The organism is Arthrobacter crusticola, assembly GCF_004357995.1.
GTDB classification, from domain to species: domain Bacteria; phylum Actinomycetota; class Actinomycetes; order Actinomycetales; family Micrococcaceae; genus Arthrobacter_D; species Arthrobacter_D crusticola.
Window position 1 is genome coordinate 39,549 of sequence record NZ_SMTK01000002.1, and the last position, 19,810, is coordinate 59,358.

Annotated in this window: 23 protein-coding genes; 9 read left to right on the top strand and 14 right to left on the bottom strand. The window is 67.7% G+C overall.

Annotated elements, in window-relative coordinates; all coding sequences use genetic code 11:
- Positions 1-152 precede the first annotated feature (152 nt).
- Entirely contained in the window at positions 153-413 is a 261-nt protein-coding gene (locus E2F48_RS04180) for a GlsB/YeaQ/YmgE family stress response membrane protein (protein WP_133402768.1), read from the bottom strand.
- Between the two features lie 213 nt (positions 414-626).
- A complete protein-coding gene (locus E2F48_RS04185; protein WP_133402769.1) occupies positions 627-1,040 on the bottom strand; it encodes a nuclear transport factor 2 family protein in 414 nt (137 codons plus the stop codon).
- 222 nt (positions 1,041-1,262) lie between these two features.
- Here E2F48_RS04185 and E2F48_RS04190 point away from each other — a divergent pair, with 222 nt between their 5' ends.
- Positions 1,263-1,853 carry a TetR/AcrR family transcriptional regulator gene (locus E2F48_RS04190; protein ID WP_185149790.1) on the top strand — a complete coding sequence of 197 codons (591 nt, stop codon included), beginning with the start codon at positions 1,263-1,265 and terminating at the stop codon, positions 1,851-1,853.
- A gap of 184 nt (positions 1,854-2,037) precedes the next feature.
- Here the strand turns inward: E2F48_RS04190 and E2F48_RS04195 are convergent, their stop codons facing one another.
- From E2F48_RS04195 to E2F48_RS04205, 3 genes are all read right to left on the bottom strand, one after another.
- Positions 2,038-3,156, bottom strand: coding sequence for a metallophosphoesterase (locus E2F48_RS04195; RefSeq protein WP_133402771.1), 1,119 nt, complete (start codon positions 3,154-3,156; stop codon positions 2,038-2,040).
- A gap of 104 nt (positions 3,157-3,260) precedes the next feature.
- Positions 3,261-4,103, bottom strand: a complete 843-nt coding sequence (locus tag E2F48_RS04200; RefSeq protein WP_133402772.1) for an HNH endonuclease — start codon at positions 4,101-4,103, stop codon at positions 3,261-3,263.
- Between the two features lie 50 nt (positions 4,104-4,153).
- The gene (locus E2F48_RS04205) at positions 4,154-4,660 is read right to left on the bottom strand and encodes a metallophosphoesterase family protein (protein ID WP_133402773.1); all 507 of its coding nucleotides are present in this window, start codon (positions 4,658-4,660) and stop codon (positions 4,154-4,156) included.
- A gap of 140 nt (positions 4,661-4,800) precedes the next feature.
- On the opposite strand from E2F48_RS04205, the gene E2F48_RS04210 reads away from it, so the two are divergent.
- Positions 4,801-4,995, top strand: coding sequence for a hypothetical protein (locus E2F48_RS04210; protein WP_133402774.1), 195 nt, complete (start codon positions 4,801-4,803; stop codon positions 4,993-4,995).
- Between the two features lie 68 nt (positions 4,996-5,063).
- Complete coding sequence (locus E2F48_RS04215; RefSeq protein WP_133402775.1) at positions 5,064-5,441, top strand: hypothetical protein; 378 nt, start codon at positions 5,064-5,066, stop codon at positions 5,439-5,441.
- Positions 5,442-5,549: 108 nt separating this feature from the next.
- Here E2F48_RS04215 and E2F48_RS04220 read toward each other — a convergent pair whose 3' ends face one another.
- Positions 5,550-6,707: a baeRF2 domain-containing protein gene (locus tag E2F48_RS04220; protein ID WP_133402776.1), complete on the bottom strand. Its 1,158-nt coding sequence runs from the start codon at positions 6,705-6,707 to the stop codon at positions 5,550-5,552.
- A 174-nt stretch (positions 6,708-6,881) separates the two neighbouring features.
- Positions 6,882-7,046: a hypothetical protein gene (locus tag E2F48_RS17265; RefSeq protein WP_165968686.1), complete on the bottom strand. Its 165-nt coding sequence runs from the start codon at positions 7,044-7,046 to the stop codon at positions 6,882-6,884.
- Between the two features lie 207 nt (positions 7,047-7,253).
- Between E2F48_RS17265 and E2F48_RS04225 the strand changes: the two genes are divergently transcribed.
- Positions 7,254-7,670 (top strand): CBS domain-containing protein, encoded by a 417-nt coding sequence (locus tag E2F48_RS04225; protein ID WP_133402777.1) that lies wholly within the window; start codon positions 7,254-7,256, stop codon positions 7,668-7,670.
- 158 nt (positions 7,671-7,828) lie between these two features.
- Here E2F48_RS04225 and E2F48_RS04230 read toward each other — a convergent pair whose 3' ends face one another.
- From E2F48_RS04230 to E2F48_RS04240, 3 genes are all read right to left on the bottom strand, one after another.
- Entirely contained in the window at positions 7,829-8,245 is a 417-nt protein-coding gene (locus E2F48_RS04230; protein ID WP_133402778.1) for a hypothetical protein, read from the bottom strand.
- Between the two features lie 111 nt (positions 8,246-8,356).
- Positions 8,357-9,211 carry an NAD-dependent epimerase/dehydratase family protein gene (locus E2F48_RS04235; protein WP_133402779.1) on the bottom strand — a complete coding sequence of 285 codons (855 nt, stop codon included), beginning with the start codon at positions 9,209-9,211 and terminating at the stop codon, positions 8,357-8,359.
- A complete protein-coding gene (locus E2F48_RS04240) occupies positions 9,211-10,215 on the bottom strand; it encodes an aldo/keto reductase family protein (protein WP_133402780.1) in 1,005 nt (334 codons plus the stop codon). Before E2F48_RS04240 ends, E2F48_RS04235 begins: the two co-directional genes overlap by 1 nt.
- A 157-nt stretch (positions 10,216-10,372) precedes the next feature.
- Between E2F48_RS04240 and E2F48_RS04245 the strand changes: the two genes are divergently transcribed.
- Both E2F48_RS04245 and E2F48_RS04250 read left to right on the top strand, forming a co-directional pair.
- On the top strand, positions 10,373-11,446 hold the full coding sequence (locus E2F48_RS04245) for a lipid II:glycine glycyltransferase FemX (RefSeq protein WP_133402781.1): 1,074 nt from the start codon (positions 10,373-10,375) through the stop codon (positions 11,444-11,446).
- A gap of 41 nt (positions 11,447-11,487) precedes the next feature.
- Positions 11,488-13,215: a threonine/serine exporter family protein gene (locus E2F48_RS04250; RefSeq protein WP_133402782.1), complete on the top strand. Its 1,728-nt coding sequence runs from the start codon at positions 11,488-11,490 to the stop codon at positions 13,213-13,215.
- 2 nt (positions 13,216-13,217) lie between these two features.
- Here the strand turns inward: E2F48_RS04250 and E2F48_RS04255 are convergent, their stop codons facing one another.
- A complete protein-coding gene (locus E2F48_RS04255; RefSeq protein ID WP_133402783.1) occupies positions 13,218-13,988 on the bottom strand; it encodes a uracil-DNA glycosylase in 771 nt (256 codons plus the stop codon).
- Positions 13,989-14,112: 124 nt separating this feature from the next.
- Here E2F48_RS04255 and E2F48_RS04260 point away from each other — a divergent pair, with 124 nt between their 5' ends.
- Positions 14,113-14,409 (top strand): DUF3263 domain-containing protein, encoded by a 297-nt coding sequence (locus tag E2F48_RS04260; RefSeq protein WP_246018515.1) that lies wholly within the window; start codon positions 14,113-14,115, stop codon positions 14,407-14,409.
- A gap of 24 nt (positions 14,410-14,433) precedes the next feature.
- On the top strand, positions 14,434-15,063 hold the full coding sequence (locus E2F48_RS04265; protein ID WP_133402784.1) for a LytR C-terminal domain-containing protein: 630 nt from the start codon (positions 14,434-14,436) through the stop codon (positions 15,061-15,063).
- 42 nt (positions 15,064-15,105) lie between these two features.
- Here E2F48_RS04265 and E2F48_RS17580 read toward each other — a convergent pair whose 3' ends face one another.
- Entirely contained in the window at positions 15,106-15,831 is a 726-nt protein-coding gene (locus E2F48_RS17580; RefSeq protein WP_246018516.1) for a TM2 domain-containing protein, read from the bottom strand.
- Positions 15,832-16,177: 346 nt separating this feature from the next.
- Between E2F48_RS17580 and groL the strand changes: the two genes are divergently transcribed.
- Positions 16,178-17,806: a chaperonin GroEL gene (groL, locus tag E2F48_RS04275; RefSeq protein WP_133402785.1), complete on the top strand. Its 1,629-nt coding sequence runs from the start codon at positions 16,178-16,180 to the stop codon at positions 17,804-17,806.
- A gap of 158 nt (positions 17,807-17,964) precedes the next feature.
- Here the strand turns inward: groL and E2F48_RS04280 are convergent, their stop codons facing one another.
- Both E2F48_RS04280 and E2F48_RS04285 read right to left on the bottom strand, forming a co-directional pair.
- Positions 17,965-18,255 (bottom strand): WXG100 family type VII secretion target, encoded by a 291-nt coding sequence (locus E2F48_RS04280; RefSeq protein ID WP_133402786.1) that lies wholly within the window; start codon positions 18,253-18,255, stop codon positions 17,965-17,967.
- 106 nt (positions 18,256-18,361) lie between these two features.
- Positions 18,362-19,774 carry a sensor histidine kinase gene (locus E2F48_RS04285; RefSeq protein WP_133402787.1) on the bottom strand — a complete coding sequence of 471 codons (1,413 nt, stop codon included), beginning with the start codon at positions 19,772-19,774 and terminating at the stop codon, positions 18,362-18,364.
- Positions 19,775-19,810 lie beyond the last annotated feature (36 nt).

The following is a 19,810-nucleotide window of genomic DNA, read 5'->3' on the forward strand; positions in this document are numbered from 1 at the left end:
AGGTCCGGGGGCCGGCCGGCCCGTCACGTCTTGGCACTAACGGCAGCAACGCGCCGGGCGGGGTGCATCCAACACCCTTCTTGACCCTTTTTCCGCGGGCGTGGAACGCTACGCCTGGGAAAGCCACCTCTGGCCAGATCCGGCTGCTCCGTTCAGCGGGTGACGCGGCGGCGCCCGGCCACGCCTTCGGCGACACCGATCAGCAGGACGGCAGCGATCACCGAGACGATGAAACCGAGGACATTGAGTTCAAAAATGTTTCCGGTGCCCAGGAGGCTGGCGATCGAGCCACCGATGACCGAGCCAACGAGGCCCAGCAGCAGGGTGGCGACCAGCCCGAGGTTCTGCTTGCCCGGCTTGATCAGCCGCGCTAGTGCGCCGATGATGAGCCCGGCAATGATGAATCCAATCACTGTTGCGTACCTTCCTCGCTGATGTACCCGCTGGTGCGGGGCGCGTTGCCATGATGCAACGCCGTTCTCCTCGATCCTATGGCCCCGGTGGACCGGGGACCGGAATGGGAGGGCGGCGCACTATCACTCGCTCCGGTTGCTGGCGGTGGTGTAAAAGCACTGGAGAGGCACTTCAAGCGCGCCGAGGGGCCTGCGTGAGTGACCGGGGCGGGCTCAGTCGAAAAATGCCCTTGCCACTGCCTCGGTGTCCTCGGAGAGATGCATTCGAACGAACTCGCCGTCGGCGGCAACGAGGTGGAGGACGGCCGGGGTCACAAAGGAGCGGCCGGTGCTGCGGGCCGTATGCGCGAAGGTTGCGAAGATGACGGCGTCCTCTCCCGAGAGGACGAGCTTGTCGAGTTGCACACTGCTCTTATCGGAGTCGAAATGTGGCCACATCGTGTGGAAGTACTCAGCGACCTGGGATCCCTTGGAACGGGCGCCCGTCCACGGCAGGTCCGGGTGACCGGGGACGAACCAGTCAATCTCGTCGGCGAACAGGGCTTCGACGCCTGCGGCGTCCTTGTTGGCCAGAGCCTGGAGGAAACGCGCGACGAGGCTCTCGAGGGATGAATCATTATTTACCATACATTCAAGAGTGACGATTCTTGACCCGATCGTCAAATACGGCCCTCCGCGTGCCGGCAGCCGGCCCGTCACCCGTGTGCCCCGGGCCTCCGGCCCTTGTGCGTCGGGGTGGTGCCGGCACCCGGTGCGGGCGCTGGTCCATGGGAGAATTGGGTGGAATCACGGCTGCGGCTCGTCCGTTGATTTCCGCGGATGCGGTCGATGGCAGGAGGGTGAAGGCTGATGGCGGCTCGAGGCAGGCCCCGTGAATTCGATGTCGATGAGGCCCTTGAGCGCGCGGTCGACGTCTTTTGGCGCCAGGGGTATGAGGGCACGACCCTTGAGGACCTCACGAACGCGATGAGCATCAGCCGCCCGAGCCTGTATGCGGCCTTCGGCAATAAGGAAGGCACGTTCCGGCAGGCGATCGGCCGGTACGCACGGGTCGAGATGTCCTATATCGATGCGGCCCTTGCTATGCCCACCGCGCGGGCGGTGGCTGAGCATTACCTGCGCTCCAACGTTGTCTCGATCACGCTGCCCGATCGCCCCCGTGGATGCCTCTCCATCCAGGGCGGACTCGCAGGCCATCCCGCCGACCAGCGGATCGTCGATTTCCTGAACGAGAGCCGCGGCGCCGGCGAGGCGCGGTTTGTCCGCCGCTTTCAGCAGGCCATCGACGAGGGTGATCTTTCCGCAGCCGAGGACCCTGCGGAGCTGGCCCGGTATCTTGCCACGGTCACGGCAGGGCTCGCCGTCCAGGCCTCGGCCGGGGCCACCCGTGCCGAGCTGGCCCGGGTGGCGGAGCGCGCATTGGCCGCCTTTCCCCAGTGACCCTCCCGCCCGCGGGGGATCGGCGGCATGTTCTTTGGCAAGAGTGCCGGTGATCTCATCGACCTTGAAGGTGACTGGGGCGTTCGTAGCCCCCGATGGAAGGTGAGTGTCGATGCCGGCGGCCCGGGGGTCTGGAGCCCGGTGGCGGTCTCGCCGTTGCGCAGGTCCCATTTGTAGGTACGGTTCACTGCGTGGGCAGGGCCGTGGAGGCGTCTAGTCCGCAGGCCAGGCCTGCGCAGTCGTCGATGAAGGAAGCCTCGGCCGCCCGGCCGAGGCTCCTGCGGATGGTGAAGGAGTCATCGAAGGTTCCCCCGGACGCCCGGACGAACTTGGCCGAGAGTGAGCGTTCGGTGACGGCGACGTCGAGCAGCCCGTGGGTGGGATTGGCGTTGGTACCGGAGTAGGCCGCGAAGTAATCCGCCTCAGGGTCCGCGCGGTGGGCCTTGCGCAGTCCGCTTCCGCCGGTGCCGATGGTGGCGAAGACCGTGCCCGGGCCTTGAGTAAGGGAACTGTCGGTGTCGGTGATGCACTCCTCATTGACGTTGTCGGGGACGATCTCGGCGCAGTCGTCCCCATGCCCGATCTGGTAGGTGCGCTGGTAGAGGTGCTCGTGGCCGCTGAGCACGAGGTCGACCTTCTTGCTGATGAGCAGGTTGGTGAGCTCCTCACCTGCGGTGCAGCTGTACTTGCCAACTGAGAGGCACGTCATGTGGTTTCCGACAATCACCCACGGGATGCCGCTTTCGCGGGCCCCGTCGATCGCTGACTCCGTCCACGCATAGTGCTCCGAACCCGGACTGTAATCCCAGGGGGTTTCGCTTTCGGGAAAGACCAGGCCCGGGGAGATCAGCACGAAACGGGCGATCGGGTCTCCGGCCGGCACATCGACGTACCACTGGCGGCCATAGGTGCCGACGATTCCGGGCAGCCGGTTGGGAAGGCAGGCGGAGAATTCACCGATGCTCCCGTCATGGCCATCGCTCTCGTGGTTGCCGGCGATCAGCTGGAAGGGAAAGCCGGTTCCCACCTTGCTCGTGACGAAGTCACACCATTCCTGCTCCCCGCCCGGAGGGCCGTAGGACAGATCCCCCAAAGCCAGGATGAAATCCGGGGACAGTGACGCATTCTTCGTCAGGACGGCCGCCGTGTCCTTCGTGGCAGCGAAATCCCCCGCCGCGGTGAAATGAATTTCGGCTGCCGCATCGGGCGCTTCGCCGTCGCCGCGGTTGAGCAAGAGGAGAGCAAGCACCAGAAGGGCGAGAGCAGCGATCACTGCCGCCGCTATCCCGAAGACACGGGCCATCGCTACCTCTTGTCATCGAAGGGGCCCCAGCACCAGCCTTCGACCTCCGGCTCGTGATGTATCCGCAGTATATGAGGGCTCTGGAGGATTTGACCACGGCCCTCTTAGTGGGCCCTTAGGATCCGCACCGCGTCGGCCTGGGCCGTCAGCTGCTCCGGACTGAGGGTTGTCCCCGGTAAGAACCCTGCGGCGGACCTCAGTGTGCGCAGTTCGGCAGGCGAGTAGGGGTCCGGGAGACGCCGGTGTGCCATGGAGTGGCAGTTGGGGCACAGCGGGACAAGGTCGGCGATCGGGTCGAGTTCGTATCCCGGCCCGAGGCCGGCGGCCGGGACGACGTGGTGCACGTGGATGAAGTCCCGACCTGGCGGCCCGAAGGCCTCCTCGAAGGAGAAGCCGCAGACCGCGCAGGAGGTTCCGTGGTGGGCCAGGCAGACGCGGCGTGCGGAGGGGTCCCTTTCGTACCGGTTGACCCGGGCCTGGGCCAGCGCGCCCGGGGGAAGGGTTCCGGGGGGTGGATAAAGGGGATCTGCCTCGTCGAGGCTGCTCGTCTCAGCCCACAGGGTGCGCAGTGCCGGCCCGGCTGGTGCTGGGATCCGGCGGGAAGAACGGTTCACCCCCCAGGCGATGCCTGGGACGCGCAGGGTCAGCAGGTCCTGGGGGATCGAGTCGCCCCGGGGCCTCAACGCATCGAATTCGACGATCCCCGGCGACCCGTCCCGGTCCGCCGGCTGGGGCTCGGGGGACAAGACGACCCTGCCGTGGCCCAGAACGCCGCGGTCGCGGCCTCCCTGGCTGAACAGCCACACCTCGGTTCCTGCCGTTGCCTGGCGGGGAGGAAGGATCCACCTGCAGCGGAAAAGTCCCGCCCCGGTGACCTCGTCCACAGCCCGCCGATACCCGCCAAAGGGATCATCACCCCGGTCGGGATTCCAGCCAAGCAGGATCATAGGGCCAGTGTGCCATGCCCGGGAGCGCTCGCGGAGGCCCGCCCGACAGGTCAGGTCCGGACCGGCAGCAGGTGAAGCTCGACGTCGAGCCGGTGGCCGTCGACGGTTGCCGTGAGGTACGAGCAGTGCGGCTGCCGTCGCCGATCGGTCGGGGACCCCGGGTTAAGCAGCCTCATGCCGGCCCCGGTGACGGTATCCCACGGAATGTGGCTGTGGCCAAAGACCAGTACGTCCGTATCGGGGAATTCACGGTCCATCCGCTGCTCCCTTCCGGTTTTGGCACCCGTCTCATGGACGACGGCGAACCGGAGCCCCTCGATCTCTTCCCGCGCAACGAGCGGCAGCCGGGTCCGCAGTGCGTCGCCGTCATTATTGCCGTAGCAGCCCACGAGGCGACGGGAACGCTCGTGCAGTTCTTCGAAGAACGCGATGTCCGTCCAATCCCCGGCGTGAACCACGATGTCGGCGCTTTCGACCGCGGACCAAAGGTCTTCGGGCAGGGTTTTCGCACGGGAGGGGATGTGGGTGTCCGAAAGGATCAACAGGGAAGTCGGCATGGCAGGAATTGTGCCAGCTTCAAAGGATTGACGCCCGTGACAATCAGCAGGGGGTGTGCGATGCTCTCAGTAAGCGTGCTTAGTATTCCAGTTTGTCGAACCGGCGTCCAAGGTCTGGACGTCCGAGCCACGGAGGAACTATGAACATTGATAAATCGCAAATCATCGAGTTGTTGAAGTCGCAGGGTAATTCCGACAAGGCGGACCAGGCCGAGTCCGAGCTTCCCGACACGGTAGACACCGAGCAGCACGCGGGACTCCTCGCCAAGCTCGGCATCGACCCGCAGGACCTCCTGGGCAAGCTGCCCGGCGGCCTTGGCGGTTTCGGCGGTTAGGCCGCCGCTCCAGCACATATGAATGAGGCACCCCGCACTTCAAGGACGACAGGGAAGGTGAACGGGCAGTGGAGACAAGCCAACTGATCTGGATCATTGTTGGGATCATCGTCGTGCTGGCGGTGATCGGAGTGGTGATAGCGCTGAGCCGGAAGCGCCGGCAGGCCCACGTTGAGCGACAGAAAGAAAAGGGCCGGCGGCAGGCGGCCGAGATTCGGGAGAAGGCACAGGAGACCGAACTCGAGGCGCGTGAACGCGAAGCCAAGGCAACCATGGCCGAGGCCGAGGCGCAGCGTGCCGAGGTTGAGGCCGAGAGGCTTCGCCGTCAGGCCTCGGAGCGGCAGTCGGACGCCCAGAGTCTGAGGGAGGAAACGATGAATCATGCCCGCAAGGCTGACGAGCTCGATCCCGACGTCGACACCCGCCGCCGCGACGGCGGCAGGTAGGTTCGGCCGCGGCAGCGGCAGGTAGGTACCTGCCAACCTACGTCGGACGACACAAAAACGGGACTCCCCGGCTGAGGCTGGGGAGTCCCGTTGTGGGTGGCCCTGGACCTATGTCGCCGCCGGGACGGCCGGGCCGGTGGGCCAGCGCAGCAGGGCTGCGATGGGCCTGGAATTAAGCGCTCCCGGGGGATAGAGCACTGTCTCGGCGTCGGTCAGCGCCGCCGCCCGCAGGATCGCGGCGAGAGCAGGGACGCTGCCGAGCGTGCCAGCTCCGGCGGTGGCCTCCTCGTCAGTGGCGATCCAGGGCGGGGCGTCGAGGGCGAGCAGCGTCCTGTCGCCCCAGGCCGTGGATTCGAGGAGCAGGGTTTCGACCTGTGCCTGCTGCAGCGCGGTGACGACCGCGTCCAGGCCGGCTGCCGAGATTCCGGATCCCTGTCCTTCGTGCTCGGCGAGCCGCTCGAGCAGGTGATGCTGGTGGTCCGCCATCACCCTCGTGACGAGCCGGTCGACCTGCAGCGTGAAGGTGTCGGCATCGGATCCGCCGGTACGCGTGTGACTGTCGACCACGCCGAGGAGCCCCCGGGTCTCCTCCGACACCTGGTCGGCGACGAGCTGTCGGGCGCGGATGTCCCCGGAGAGGACGACGAGTTTCGCGCGCGAGGCGGAGGCAGCCCGGTCGATCTCCGCGGCGACCTCCGCCGCATTGGACTTCCAAACCTTTTCTGCGTGGTGGTGGTACCGCCCATGGGCCCAGCCGCCGGCGTGAACCTTGCGCATGTGTTCGGTGTCCCCCTCAACGGCGGCCACGGGCTCGCCGCGGTCCGGTGCCCCCCATTCCCGATCCGCCCTGCGCAGGTACACCTCTCCGCCGTCGCGCCCGACTTCGGCCACGACATAGGCGAACCCGCCCGGGCAGTGGCGGGCGAGCGGGCTGAGGTCGGGGATGGGTCCGACGGCGATGACAGGGGATCCGGTGACGAGACTGCCCGGGAGGAAGTCGTCCACGACGGCTTCACCGTCGCGGACCAGGACGAAGCGGGCGACCGGGTCGGGCAGGCCCCGGGCCGACTTCGACAGCGCTGCCATCGCGGCCTTGATGTCCTCCTTGGGCGCGCCGTTGCGCTCCATCGCGTCGGCGACGGTGAGGGGAAGGGTGTCGTCGCTCGCGAACGAGTCGTCGGCGCCCGCGCTTCCATCGACATAGATGGTCGTCCAGGGCCCGGCGAGCTTGTAGAGGCCCGCATGGTCTTTCACTGCTTGGGTCATTGGCAGCACCTTTCTAAGTGTGCTTGTGCGCCGTCACCGGCGCAGCCTGCGTGAGGTACGTACGGTTTACCACTGCGGCCCGAACGCTGGAAAGCGCACGGATCGAAATGACGGCGGGACCGCGCTTTAAGACTTCCTGCCGGCAGCTGTGCGCGGCGGCCCCTGGCTCAGTGGTCAGGAGTCCTTGCCGGAGGGGGAGTCTTCGTACTCGGCGGCAGAGTCGTCGCCCTCGGCGGCATCCTGCGTGTGTTGGCGAAGATCGGCCGGGTCTGCGGCGGGATCGCCCTCGGCAGGTGCCTCGTTGTGGGTTCGTTCCTGCGGCTCTGAAGCTTCTGACATGGCGGCGACCGGTCCTTTCAAAGGCGACGGGAGGAGATGGGTTCCCTGAGGGGCAGTCTACGGAGCGGCCGGGCCGAGCATAACCCCCTTCAACTCCTTTGCTTCAGGGGCGGTTGGGCGGATACTGCTAAGCAGGCTTACGGTTAATCACCGAAGCCTGCGGCCGCGTCCACCGACGCGGCGCACCTAAGCAGGAAGGAGAGCGTCATGCCAACCACAGCGCGAGACATCATGACCGGCAGCGTCGAATGCATCGGCGAAAAGGACACCCTGCAGCAGGCGGCAGTGAAGATGAGGGACCTCGATGTGGGGTCGCTTCCGATCTGCGGCGAGGACGGCCGGCTCAAGGGTATGCTGACGGACCGCGACATCGTGGTGAGGTGCCTGGCCGACGGAGGCGACCCAACCAGCGTCACGGCCGGCGACCTCGCCCAGGGCAAGCCGGTGACCATCGGCGCCCACGACACCGTTGAGGAAGCGATCCGCACCATGCAGGACCATCAGGTCCGGCGCCTGCCCGTGATCGACGGGCACGACCTCGTCGGGGTGATCAGCCAGGCCGACATTGCACGCAACTACCCGGAGGACCGGGTGGGCGACCTCGTCGAACTGATTTCGTACTGACCCCGGTTCGAGCCGGCCCTGCCCGGCCGCTGTGCCGGTCTGCAGGTCGGCCCGGGCCCGCCCTCCCCGGGTTCGAACGCATCGCCCGGTCCGGAACGGCAACGGCGGCCGCCCCCGCGAGGGGCGGCCGCCGTCGCGCGTGCGGTTCGCAAGGACGCCTACTGGAGGTCCTTGTCGTCGATGTGGCTCAGCGGCGATCCGCCACGGTTGGAGGGGTCGTCGCTCGAGTCCACCTCGTCGTCCTCGCCGATGCCGAAGTCGACGTCGTCGGCGGCCTCGCCCAGGGTCGGGACGTCCGGGGGGATCTGCTCGTCGCCGCGCTCCCAGCGTGCCCGCGCCGTTTCGTCGCGGAGGATCTGGTCAGTAAGCAGCGAGTCATCCTCCTCGTCGTACCCCTCGCCCTGAAGCAGTGGGTCCTCCTGCCACCGGTCCGGGTTGTCCTCCGCCGCGCCCGGGTATAGGTCCGCGTTGTCTCCGGTCAGCGGATCGAGGTCGGCCAACGACCTTTCCTCAGCTTCGAGCTCGTCGTCGGTGATGATGGTGAGGTCCTCGTCGGGGAGGTTCTCTTCGGTCATGGTTTCACCTCTCGTTGCGGTGGGCGCACTGTCCATCCTTCATCAGGCGCACTGTCCATCCTTCATCAGTAAGCCTACTGATCTTTTTTCCCCGACGGTAGTCGCCGCCCCCTAGCGGGGGTCCCGCCAGCTGTGCCGGGGTTCAAAGCCGAGCGCCCGGCGCGCCTTGTCGATGGAGAGCAGTGTTCCGTTCCCGCCGACGTCCCTGCGGAACTCCACCTTCGGAAACACCTCGGCGGCCAGTTCCGCAGTGGAGCGGGTCATCACCGTATCGGCGGCGGCGATCAGGAAGGTGTCGAAGCCGGGCCCCGCATTCTCAAGTGCCTTCTGCACCGCCTGCGCGCCGTCGCGGCCGTCGATGTATCCCCAGAGGTTCCACTTCCGCAGCCGGGCGTCGGCGTCGAAGGACGGGAATTCGTCGTAGTCCTCCGGGTCCATCACATTGGAGAAGCGGAGGGCCGTGATGCTCAGGGCGGGATCCCACCGGGCGAGCTCGGCGGCCATCTGCTCCTCGAGGTGCTTCACCAGTGAATAGGTGCTCTCGGGGCGTGCGGGGTACTCCTCGTCGACGGGCAGGTACGGCGGATCCGTGTCGAAGGGCAGGCCCTGGACGGTCTCGCTGGAGGCGTAGACGATCCGCCGGATGCCGGCGCGCCGGCACGCCTGAAAGACGTTGTAGGTGCAGGCCATGTTGTTCGCGAAGGTCGCCGCATCCGCCGTGATCCCCGGTGCGGGGATCGCCGCAAGGTGCACCACCGCGTCGAAGCCGTCGTGCACGCCGTCCACGCCGAGCAGGGCGTCGAGCACCTGCCCGTAGTCGCGCAGGTCGATCTGCAGGAAACCGTCGCCGCGCTCACCGTGCTGGTCGAGTTCAAGGACCGTGTTGCCCGCCTCGCGCAGCCCGCGCACCACGCTGCGGCCCAGCTTCCCCGACGCGCCCGTAACGGCGATGCGTGAGCCGCCCATCAGGCTGGCCGCTTCTCGGGGGACTGCGTGCGGGCCGGGGCCCGTTCGGCGAGTGCACCGACCGCCTCATCGATGGCCACCATAACGTCCGCCTCAAGGACGACGCCGGAGGCCGCCGCGTTTGACTCAACCTGCTCGGGCCGGGAAGCGCCGATGATGGCCGAGGCGACATTCGGGTTCTGTAGCACCCAGGCGATGGCCAGTTGGGCCATCGTGAGCCCGACGCCGTCGGCGATCGGCTTCAGCCGCTGCACACCGGTAAGGACGTCGTCCTCCATCCAGCGTTTGATCACTGAGGCGCCGCCCTTCTCGTCCGCGGCGCGGGTGCCCGGCTCGGGCTCCCGTCCCGGCAGGTACTTGCCGGTCAGGACGCCCTGGGCGACCGGAGACCAGACGATCTGAGACAGGCCCAGTTCCTCGGAGGCCGGTACGACCTCCTCCTCGATCACCCGCCACAGCATCGAGTACTGCGGCTGGTTGGAGACCAGCTGGATTCCCAGCTCCCGGGCCAGGGCGTGCCCGGCGCGGATCTGGTCCGCCGTCCACTCACTGACCCCGATATAGAGGGCCTTGCCCTGGCGGACGACGTCGGCGAAGGCCTGCATCGTCTCCTCAAGCGGGGTCTCGCTGTCATACCGGTGCGCCTGGTACAGATCGACGTAGTCCGTCTGCAGGCGGCGCAGGGAGCCGTCGATGGAGTCCCGGATGTGCTTGCGGGACAGCCCCACCTCGTTGTGGCCCTTCGACCCGGTAGGCCAGTAGACCTTGGTGAAGATCTCGATGGTTTCCCGGCGCTCGCCCTTCAGCGCCTCGCCCAGCACCGTCTCCGCCGCCGTATTGGCGTAGGCGTCGGCGGTGTCGAAGGTGCTGATGCCGGCGTCGAGGGCAGCACGGACGCACCGCATCGCCACGTCGTTTTCCACCTGCGACCCGTGGGTCAACCAGTTCCCATAGGTGATTTCGGAGATTTTCAGTCCACTGTTGCCGAGGTATCGAAAGTCCATGCCCCGATGCTACAGAGGTCGAATGCTCCTGCGCGCCAAAGCGGTTCCCGCGTCGCGCCATGCGGTCCGCCTTCGGCGCAACAGTTAGACTTGGGCGGGTAAATCCGTGAGCCGGGACCCCGCCGGCCACCCTCGGGCCACCAGCAGAGAAGGCAACTTGATCAACTTCACCGCGCGTTTCGCCACGAAAGCGGAACAGGACAAGTGGGACGACCTCGTTCCATCCAACCCGGACGGCGGAAATGTCCTGCAATCGGCCTCTTTCGCCGAGGTGAAGTCGCATCATGGGTGGAAGCCGCTGTTCCTGGTCTTCGAGTCCGCCCAGTACTCGAGCTACAACCTGGTGCTCGAGAAGTCCTTCCCGGTCCTTGGCAGGCTCTGGTACCTCATCAAGGGCCCGGGCGCGGCCGAACCGGCTCACGTGCCGGCCATGCTCGATGCACTGAAGGACTTCACCGCCGCGTCGCGCCTGAACGTCTTCGCGGTGAAGATCGAGCCCGACATCGTCGACGCTCCGGAGGTCCGGCAGCTTTTCACCGCCGCCGGCCTGCACAAGACTTTCGACCTGCAGCCGAATGACCATACGGCCCTCCTCGACACCACGCCGGAGCCGAACCAACTGCTCCGCAACCTCTCCTCCCGCGGCCGCAACGCCGTGCGCCGGGCGCTCCGGGAGGGCGTCGAAGTGCGCCGGGTCGAGCCCACCGAGGAAAACTTCCGCATCATGTACCGGCTGATGGCCCACATCGAGGACCGCTCGGCCGCCCGCCTGCGCTCCTTCGAGTACTACAGCCGGTTCTGGGGGAACTTCGCCGCCGCCGGCCAGGGCCGCCTCTACTTCGTCTACGAGGACGGCGAGCCCTCGGTGGGCGCGTTCATCATCAACTATGGCAGCAAGGGAACCTATAAGGACGGCGGGTCCAAGCCCGGGCGCTCACAGTACGGGGACTCCCACCTGCTGCAGTGGACGGCCATCAATGACCTCAAGGACGAGTTCGCCATCCGCGAGTACGACTTCTGCGGAACCCCGCCGGCCGACCGGCTCAAGGACACCTCCCACCCGCACCACGGCCTCGGCCTCTTCAAGACGAGCTTCTCCAAGACGGTCACCGACTTCACCGGCTGCTGGGACCTCGCCCTGAACGAGACGAAATACAGGCTCTGGACTGCGGTGGGGGAGCGGGTGGCCCGCCAGATTTACTGGCGCCGGCACCAGCAGCCCTTCTACTGATCGAAGAACAGCCCGCGGGGCAGCAAGGCAGGGAACACACCGTGGATGACAAGGCCGGCTCGAACGGGGGCCGGAAGCCCGAGACCAATCCCTCACCAGCGGCGGGGCCGCTGCCGGTGATCCAGCGACCGCTTCGTCCACCGTCGACCGAAAGTCCGTCGGTCGCCCGAAAGCCCGGAGGCGACCCGTCGCCTCCCGCGCAGGGCGCTCAACGGGCCGCTTCCACCCGGCAGCCGCCCGCGCCGGGGCCCGCGCAGCTCTCGACGCCGGGCGCCAAGCCCCGCCCGCGGCCTGCCCGGCGTCCCTCACGGGCGCCGTCGCCGACGGACGCGCTGCCGACGACGCCGCGCACCGTGCGCCCGGACCGCTCGAACGCCGCAGCGCGGAACGTGCTTCGCCGGCTCGTCCAGGGCGAGGAACCGCCCACGCAGGCGATGAGCATTGTTGAACGGCTCGCCGGCAGCCCCTACGCCAACCCCACCATCCAGGTCGGGGGACCGGATGCCAGCGCCCGCAAGACCCTCGACTTCGCCCTGAGCCTGGCCGAGACGATGTTCCGCTACGGCGCCGGAGCCCTTGAGGTCGAGACGAGCATCATCGCCGTCACGGCGGCCCTGGGCCTTGACCACATCGAGGTGGACATCACCAACCAGTCGGTGGTGATCAACTACTCGGCCAAGGACCAGACGCCCACCACGGTGCTGCGCGTGGTGCGGTCCTGGACCAACAACTACGCGGGCCTGACGGCGATCCACCAGCTGGTCTCCGACATCGCCGCCGGTGGTGTCTCGCGCATTGAGGCGGCCCAGCGGCTCGAGCAGATCACCCGACGGCCCAAGCCGTTCCCGCGCTGGATGGTCACCGCCGCGTTCGGGATCTTCGGTGCGGCAATCGTCGCCTTCATCGGCGGGGGAGTGTTCGGGGCCCTGATCGGGCTGGGCAGCTGTATCCTCGTCGACCTCGTCTCCCGCCAGCTCGGCCGGTGGAGGGTGCCCGAGTTCTTCTCCGTGGCCACCTCCTCGGCGATGGCCACCCTGATTGCCATGCTGTTCTGGTGGCTCGAGGTGCCGATCGCGCCATCGCTGGTGGTGGTCGGCGGCATCCTGCTCCTCCTGCCCGCCGGACGCCTTGTCTCGGCCACCCAGGACGCCATCAACGGATTCCCCGTCACGGCAGCGGGGCGGTTCCTGTCGGCGCTGCTGATTTTCGGCGGGGTGGTCTCCGGCATCGCTGTCGCCCTGGTGTTCGGTGCTGCCATCGGCATTCCGGACCTCGAACTGCTCGCGGCCCCGGCGTCGCCGTACCCCTGGCCGGTGATCGCGGTGCTGATCTTCATTGCCGTGGCGATGTTCGCCGTCACCGAGCAAACAGACCTGTCGCTCGTGGTTCCCACGGCCCTGGTGGGCACCGCCGGCTACGTCCTTTGGATCTCGGCCATCAATGCGGGCGTCGGGTACCGGCTGGCACCGGCGCTGGCGGCCGTGCTGATCGGCGCGCTGTCCCGCATCGTGGCGCTGCGGATGGGCGCACCGCAGCTGGTGCTGGCGGTGCCGGCGGTCATGTTCCTCTACCCCGGACTCGCCATCTTCCGCGCGATGTACATGCTCACCACCAACACCGGTATCCCGAGCGCCGGCGCGCTGGGGCTGTTCAACGCGTTCACCGTCATCCTCGCCGTCGCCGGCGGCGTGGTGCTCGGAGACAACCTCGCGCGCCCGCTCACCCGCGGCCTGGGCAGCAACGAGCGGCGGCGGAACCGCCGGCGGTAGCCTCAGCCCGCCAGCCAGTCCACCGGGTCCGCGCCCTGCTGCTCCAGGAGCGCATTGACCCGGCTGAAGGGCCGCGACCCGAAAAAGCCGCGGGAGGCCGAGAGCGGGCTGGGGTGCGCCGACTCCACCGTGGGGACGCCGGCGAACACCGGCTTGAGCTTCAGTGCGTCCCGGCCCCACAGGACGGCGACCAGCGGACCTCCCCGTGCCACGAGCGCGCGCAGCGCCGCGTCGGTGACGTCCTCCCAGCCCCAGCCGCGGTGCGACGCGGGTTCGCCCGCCCGCACCGTCAGTACCCGGTTCATCAGCAGGACGCCCTGCCGGGTCCAGCCCGAGAGGTCTCCGGTGGCGGGGGCGGTGACGCCGAGGTCCTCCGAGAGTTCCTTGTAGATATTGACCAGGCTCCGGGGCAGCGGCCGGGTTGCCGGATCCACCGAAAACGCCAACCCGACCGAATGCCCCGGCGTCGGATAGGGATCCTGCCCCACGATGACGACCTTCACCCCGGCCAGGGGGCCGCTGAAGGCCCGGAGGATGTTCCCGGGCTGCGGAAGGATCCGATGGCCGGCGCGGCGATCCTCCTCGAGCCGCGCGGCCAGACGGTGGAGTGCCGGTTCGTGGGGCGCCAGGGCAGGAGCCCAGTCCGCCGCGACGACCGACCCGACCGGGACGGGGGCGGCAAAGGGGAAACCGGGGACGCCCGGGGCTCCGCCCGTCGCGGCCGGCTCCGGGGCCGGGGGCAAGGGGAACAGGGGAACGTCCTCGTAGCGCATTCCCTCATTCTGGCGGATCCCTCCGCGAGTCAGGGAACCCCATGGGAGAGCCGTACGGTGAATGACAGGTATGTCATTCACAACTACCATGGGTGCGGAAGCATTACCTAGAAGGAGGAGCGGCGTGAGCGAGCCAGCGGGGGCACCTGCCCCAGCCCCCGGCAGCCGGGGCGCCCTCAGCGAGCGGGAACAGCAGATGCTGGCGCTCGAGCGGGAGTGGTGGAAGTACTCCGGAGCCAAGGAACAGGCCATCCGGGACCTCTTCAACATGTCCGCGACCCACTACTACCAGGTTCTCAATGCGCTGATCGACTCGGAGGCGGCCCTCGCCCACGACCCGATGCTCGTGAAGAGGCTGCGCAGGCTGCGGACATCGCGCCAGCGCGCACGCTCCGCCCGCCGCCTCGGCGCCGACATCTGACCAACGCAAGGATCCCTTCACCGCATGAGCAAGTACCCCCAGGACGAGTTTGACCGCATCCCCGAGACGGCGTCGCGCCAGGGGGTGCACCGGGAACGGCTCGTCGCCGTCAGGGGAAGCGGCCTCGGATTGAAGATCGCCGTGGGAGTGCTCGCTCTGCTCGTGGGACTCGCCGCGTACTTCCTGCTCCCGCGGCTCGAGCTCGGCGGGGCAGGGTCCGCCTCCGCGGCCAATGCCGGCTCGGCCGCGGCCAGCACCCCCGCGCCCACCGGATCGTCGGACAGGCTGCGCTCGCCGGAACCGGGATCCCCGGAGGCCACCGGCACTGCGGCGCCGTCCGCGCCGGCGACACCGTCCCCGGATCCGACGCCGGCCAGCGTCGATAAGGCGCAGAAGGTCAACGTGCTCAACAGCACCGGTGTCCCCGGGCTCGCCGGAACCGTGGTGGGCCGCCTGGCCGCCGACGGCTGGACCGGTGCTTTGCCCGGAAACTGGGCCGGAAGCCCGCTCGAGGGCTCGGTGGTTTTCTATAACGGGGCGGAGCAGCGGGCCGGAGCCGAAGCCGTGGCCTCGGCACTGGGCATCGCCGCGGTGCAGGACGGCGCAGGCGTTTCCCCGGACCTCACCGTGGTCATCGGCCCCGAGCTCCAGTAGCCCGGCAACGGCCAGCCCGGCGGGAGCCGGCCGGCCTGCTGCTTACTCCTTGAGGGGTATGCCCTTGGCATCCCGCCGGAAGGACTCGGCGCCGACGAGGATCATGATGCCCTCGATGAAGCCCCAGACAGCTCCCAGCCCCAAGGTCACAATCGTGACGGCGATCTGGGCGATGCCGATGCCCACATGTCCGAGGTAGAACCTGTGGATGCCCAGGGAACCGAGCAGGACCCCGAGGAGTCCGGCCACCAGGCGCGACTTCTGCTCGGGATAGCCCGAGCCATAGGGGTAGCCGGGAACACCGTACGGCTGGCCCTGCGGGTACTGGCCCTGGTACTGGCCCTGCGGGTAGTGCCCGCCCGGGAGCGGGCCCTGCTGGAACTGGCCCTGCGGGAACTGGTTCCCCGGATACTGATTCTGCTGGTACGGGTTTTGCTGGTATTCACCTGTCGGGTACGGGTTGGGCCCGGACGGGTCCTGGCTATAGCCGTCCCGGGTGTAGGCATCTTGGGTGTAAGCGCCCTGAGTGTAGGCGTTTCGGCTGTAGGCATCCTGGTGCGGGATTGAGGGCCCGGTGGGCTCCCGGTAGCCGGCGTCGCCATCGTCCGGGGGGCTGTCCTTCCGCTCGAACAGCTGCACCTGCGGGTCCTGCGCTTCTGGGACGTCCTGCTCCCGCGCTTCGCCCGGCAGGGGATGCCCGTCCAGCGGGACGGCTGCATGCGGCACAGGGTCCGACTCGGAGCGGGTTTGGTCTGGGGTCGTTGACACATTTCTCCTTGGTTGTTGGTGCTGCTTTTACGCTATGCCCGGGCGAAAGGCCGCACATCAGGTGGAACCCCGGATCCGGCCCCCGGGTTTTCAGGGTCATCCCCGGCACTTCAGGCCCCGGTGGCTTGCACTCATGCGGTGGGAGTGCTAATTATTGACTTAGCACTCGAACCCGCTGACTGCTAAGTCATGGGCATCGAGCAAAGCAGGCATACCACTGTGGTGAGGGTGCACCCGGAGCGTAAAGAGATCGTTTCCGGGGAAGCCCGTCCGTCGCGGGCACCGCAGGCTGGTGACCACTCGTTTGCTGAAATGCATAACTGTCCCCGAAAGGACCTAAGCCGTTATGGCCAAGATCATTTCTTTTGATGAAGAGGCCCGCCGCGGCCTCGAGCGTGGGTTGAACATCCTCGCTGACGCCGTCAAGGTGACGCTGGGCCCGCGTGGCCGCAACGTCGTCCTCGAGAAGAAGTGGGGCGCCCCCACGATCACCAACGATGGTGTCTCCATCGCCAAGGAAATCGAACTGGACGACCCGTTCGAGAAGATCGGCGCCGAGCTGGTCAAGGAAGTCGCCAAGAAGACCGACGACGTCGCAGGCGACGGCACCACCACGGCGACCGTCCTCGCCCAGGCCCTGGTCAAGGAAGGCCTCCGCAACGTGGCCGCCGGCGCCGACCCGCTGAGCCTCAAGCGCGGCATCGAGAAGGCCGTCGCGGCTGTCACCGAGGAACTGCTTGCCTCCGCCAAGGAAATCGAGACGAAGGAAGAGATCGCCGCCACGGCTTCGATCTCCGCCGGGGACAACCAGATCGGCGACCTGATCGCCGAAGCGCTCGACAAGGTCGGCAAGGAAGGTGTCATCACCGTTGAGGAGTCGAACACCTTCGGGCTCGAACTGGAGCTCACCGAGGGCATGCGCTTCGACAAGGGGTACATCTCCGGTTACTTCGTGACCGACGCCGAGCGCCAGGAGACGGTCCTCGAAGACCCGTACATCCTGATCGTCAACTCGAAGATCTCCAACGTCAAGGATCTCGTCGCCGTCCTCGAGAAGGTTATGCAGTCGGGCAAGCCGCTGCTGATCATCGCCGAAGACGTCGAGGGTGAAGCACTCGCCACCCTCGTGGTGAACAAGATCCGCGGCACCTTCAAGTCCGTCGCCGTCAAGGCTCCGGGCTTCGGTGACCGCCGCAAGGCGCAGCTGGCCGACATCGCCATCCTCACCGGCGGCCAGGTCATCGCCGAAGAGGTCGGCCTCAAGCTCGAAAACGCCACGCTCGACCTGCTGGGCCAGGCCCGCAAGGTCGTCGTCACCAAGGACGAGACCACCATCGTCGAGGGTGCAGGCGACGCGGATGCGATCGCCGGCCGGGTTGCCCAGATCCGCGCCGAAATCGACAACTCGGACTCGGACTACGACCGTGAGAAGCTGCAGGAACGCCTGGCCAAGCTGGCCGGCGGCGTTGCAGTCATCAAGGCCGGCGCAGCCACCGAGGTTGAGCTCAAGGAGCGCAAGCACCGCATTGAGGACGCCGTCCGCAACGCGAAGGCTGCCGTTGAAGAGGGAATCGTCGCCGGTGGCGGCGTGGCCCTGATCCAGGCCGGCGCCAAGGCGTTCGCAAGCCTCGAGCTCTCCGGCGACGAGGCGACCGGTGCGAACATCGTCCGCGTTGCCATCGACGCTCCGCTGAAGCAGATCGCCTTCAACGCCGGCCTCGAGCCCGGTGTTGTCGCCGACAAGGTCCGCGGCCTGCCCGCCGGCCACGGCCTCAACGCCGCAACCGGTGTCTACGAGGACCTGCTCGCCGCAGGCGTCAACGACCCCGTGAAGGTCACCCGCTCGGCCCTGCAGAACGCAGCGTCGATCGCCGGGTTGTTCCTGACCACTGAGGCCGTTGTCGCGGACAAGCCTGAGAAGGCTGCCCCCGCCGGCCCCGGTGCCGACGAGATGGGCGGAATGGGCGGCTTCTAGTCCCCAACCCCCGGCTCTCCAGCCGACCAGGAGCGGCATCCCCTTGTGAGGGGGTGCCGCTCCTTTGGGTTAACGAACACCTGCGGCAGGACCGCGGTTTCCGGCGAAGGGACAGAGGGTTCCTGCGAGGGGCAGCGGGTCCGGCCTTGACCGGGTGATCAGGGCAGGAACATTCGAGCGTTGTTCAGTTCCGCCTCGGCGTAGTGGCGACCCGCGGCGGCGAGCGCCTCACTGATGGCTGCCAGGGATTCCTCGACCTTCGCCTGCGTTCCCCGCCACTGGGCGACGAGTGCCTGGAAGTTGGCGGCGGCCTGGCCGGTCCACAACGCCTCGAGCTCCCGCAGCCCGGCCTGCATAGAGTCGACCTCGGCCTGCAGCCTACCGATGGTTCCCTGCACCTGCGCGCTGCGAGCGGCAAGGCTGTCGGTGTCGACGTTGAAATGTGCCATGAATTCCTCCCGGGCCGGTTCCCTCCCGGCGGGTGCCGGTTCCGCAACGGTAGGTCACTGCAGACCGGGCCGGGCTCCTGGTTGCCCGGTTGGGGACAACCGGGCCTCAGGCGGACTCTGGGGAGGAAAATTCATGGGGGTGCTCGTCCACGGCGTGGGGCAGCCGGATCGACAGGGTGGCGCCGCCGCCGGGGGTCTCCTCAAGCCTCACCGTGCCGTCATGCTGGGCGACGAGCGCGGCAACGATAGCGAGCCCCAGCCCGGTACCTCCGGTTTCCCGGTGCCGGGAGGAGTCGGCACGGTAGAAGCGCTCGAAGACCCGCGCGGCGTCCTCCTCGGAAATTCCGGGCCCGTGGTCGCGGACTTCGATCACCGAGTCGCTCCGTCCGTGGATGACGGGCGCCACCCCGACCGCGACCTCGATGGGGGTTCCCTCCGGGGTGTAGCGCAGCGCATTGGTCATGAGGTTGCCCACCACCTGCCGCAGCCGGGCTTCATCACCCACAGTGGGCGCCGGACGCGGCGCACCGCCGTCGAGCCCGGTGACGGTGATGGTGCGGTCCGGGGCGATGGCCCGGGCGTCGAGGGCGGCGTCGTTGCCGAGGACCATCAGGTCGATGGGCTTCACCTCGAGCGGCCGCTGCTCGTCAATCCGTGCGAGTGTCAGCAGGTCCTCCACCAGATGGCCCATCCGGATGGCTTCGCTTTCAATCCGGCCCATGGCCGCCGCGACGTCCTCCTCCTGCTGCAGCGCTCCGTGCCGGTACAGCTCCGAGAACCCGCGGATGGTCACCAGGGGCGTGCGCAGTTCGTGGGAGGCGTCGGCGACGAACCGGCGCATCTTCCGTTCGGACTCGGTGCGTGCGGCGAAGGCCCGCTCGATATGGGCGAGCATGGCGTTCAGGGAGCGGGAGAGGCGCCCGACCTCCGTGGCGGGCTGCTCGACCTCGACGCGGCGCGAGAGATCCCCGGCGGCGATGGCGGCCGCGGTGCGCTCCACCCTGGCCAGCGGGCGGAACTGGCGGGTCACTGCGACGAAGGCGATGGCCGAGGCGATCATCGTCGCCACCAGGCCCACCGTGAAGATGATCTCGGAAGCCTCCTGGACGGAGTCGTCCACGGTGGTCATGGGGGAGGCGATGGCCAGGGTCTGCGGCCCGTCCTCGTACTCGAGGACCTTCACCCGCCAGCCCGGGCTGTCCGGGGCGGTGCCGCGCACCTCGAACGCCTCGCCCTTGAGCTGGTTCACCTGCTTCGAGGTGAGGTGCGGAAGCCGGGGAACGTCGGACTCCGCAGCGGAATGGGAGGTCTCGAGGATCGTGCCGTCGGGGCCGAGGAGCGCCCCGTAAAAACGCAGGAGCGGGCGGTCGCTCGCGCTGCGGTCGTGGAAGAACGCATTGGAGACGTTCTGGGCGTTGGCGGTCAGGTCACCGTCCATGCGTTCGATCAGCCCGTTGCGCAGCAGCGAAACCGTCACGATCCCGGTAATGCCAACGGTCACCACCATGAGCAGGGTCATGATGGCCACCAGCTGCGAGCGCAGCGAAGCCGAATT

Excerpts from the sequence above, each read along its gene's own strand:
- E2F48_RS04185 (WP_133402769.1), bottom strand. The coding sequence starts at position 1,040 with ATGGTAAATAATGATTCATCCCTCGAGAGCCTCGTCGCGCGTTTCCTC.
- E2F48_RS04190 (WP_185149790.1), top strand. The coding sequence starts at position 1,263 with ATGGCGGCTCGAGGCAGGCCCCGTGAATTCGATGTCGATGAGGCCCTT.
- E2F48_RS04195 (WP_133402771.1), bottom strand. The coding sequence starts at position 3,156 with ATGGCCCGTGTCTTCGGGATAGCGGCGGCAGTGATCGCTGCTCTCGCC.
- E2F48_RS04200 (WP_133402772.1), bottom strand. The coding sequence starts at position 4,103 with ATGATCCTGCTTGGCTGGAATCCCGACCGGGGTGATGATCCCTTTGGC.
- E2F48_RS04205 (WP_133402773.1), bottom strand. The coding sequence starts at position 4,660 with ATGCCGACTTCCCTGTTGATCCTTTCGGACACCCACATCCCCTCCCGT.
- E2F48_RS04210 (WP_133402774.1), top strand. The coding sequence starts at position 4,801 with ATGAACATTGATAAATCGCAAATCATCGAGTTGTTGAAGTCGCAGGGT.
- E2F48_RS04220 (WP_133402776.1), bottom strand. The coding sequence starts at position 6,707 with ATGACCCAAGCAGTGAAAGACCATGCGGGCCTCTACAAGCTCGCCGGG.
- E2F48_RS17265 (WP_165968686.1), bottom strand. The coding sequence starts at position 7,046 with ATGTCAGAAGCTTCAGAGCCGCAGGAACGAACCCACAACGAGGCACCT.
- E2F48_RS04225 (WP_133402777.1), top strand. The coding sequence starts at position 7,254 with ATGCCAACCACAGCGCGAGACATCATGACCGGCAGCGTCGAATGCATC.
- E2F48_RS04230 (WP_133402778.1), bottom strand. The coding sequence starts at position 8,245 with ATGACCGAAGAGAACCTCCCCGACGAGGACCTCACCATCATCACCGAC.
- E2F48_RS04235 (WP_133402779.1), bottom strand. The coding sequence starts at position 9,211 with ATGGGCGGCTCACGCATCGCCGTTACGGGCGCGTCGGGGAAGCTGGGC.
- E2F48_RS04240 (WP_133402780.1), bottom strand. The coding sequence starts at position 10,215 with ATGGACTTTCGATACCTCGGCAACAGTGGACTGAAAATCTCCGAAATC.
- E2F48_RS04255 (WP_133402783.1), bottom strand. The coding sequence starts at position 13,988 with ATGCGCTACGAGGACGTTCCCCTGTTCCCCTTGCCCCCGGCCCCGGAG.
- E2F48_RS04265 (WP_133402784.1), top strand. The coding sequence starts at position 14,434 with ATGAGCAAGTACCCCCAGGACGAGTTTGACCGCATCCCCGAGACGGCG.
- groL (WP_133402785.1), top strand. The coding sequence starts at position 16,178 with ATGGCCAAGATCATTTCTTTTGATGAAGAGGCCCGCCGCGGCCTCGAG.
- E2F48_RS04280 (WP_133402786.1), bottom strand. The coding sequence starts at position 18,255 with ATGGCACATTTCAACGTCGACACCGACAGCCTTGCCGCTCGCAGCGCG.
- E2F48_RS04285 (WP_133402787.1), bottom strand. The coding sequence starts at position 19,774 with ATGACCCTGCTCATGGTGGTGACCGTTGGCATTACCGGGATCGTGACG.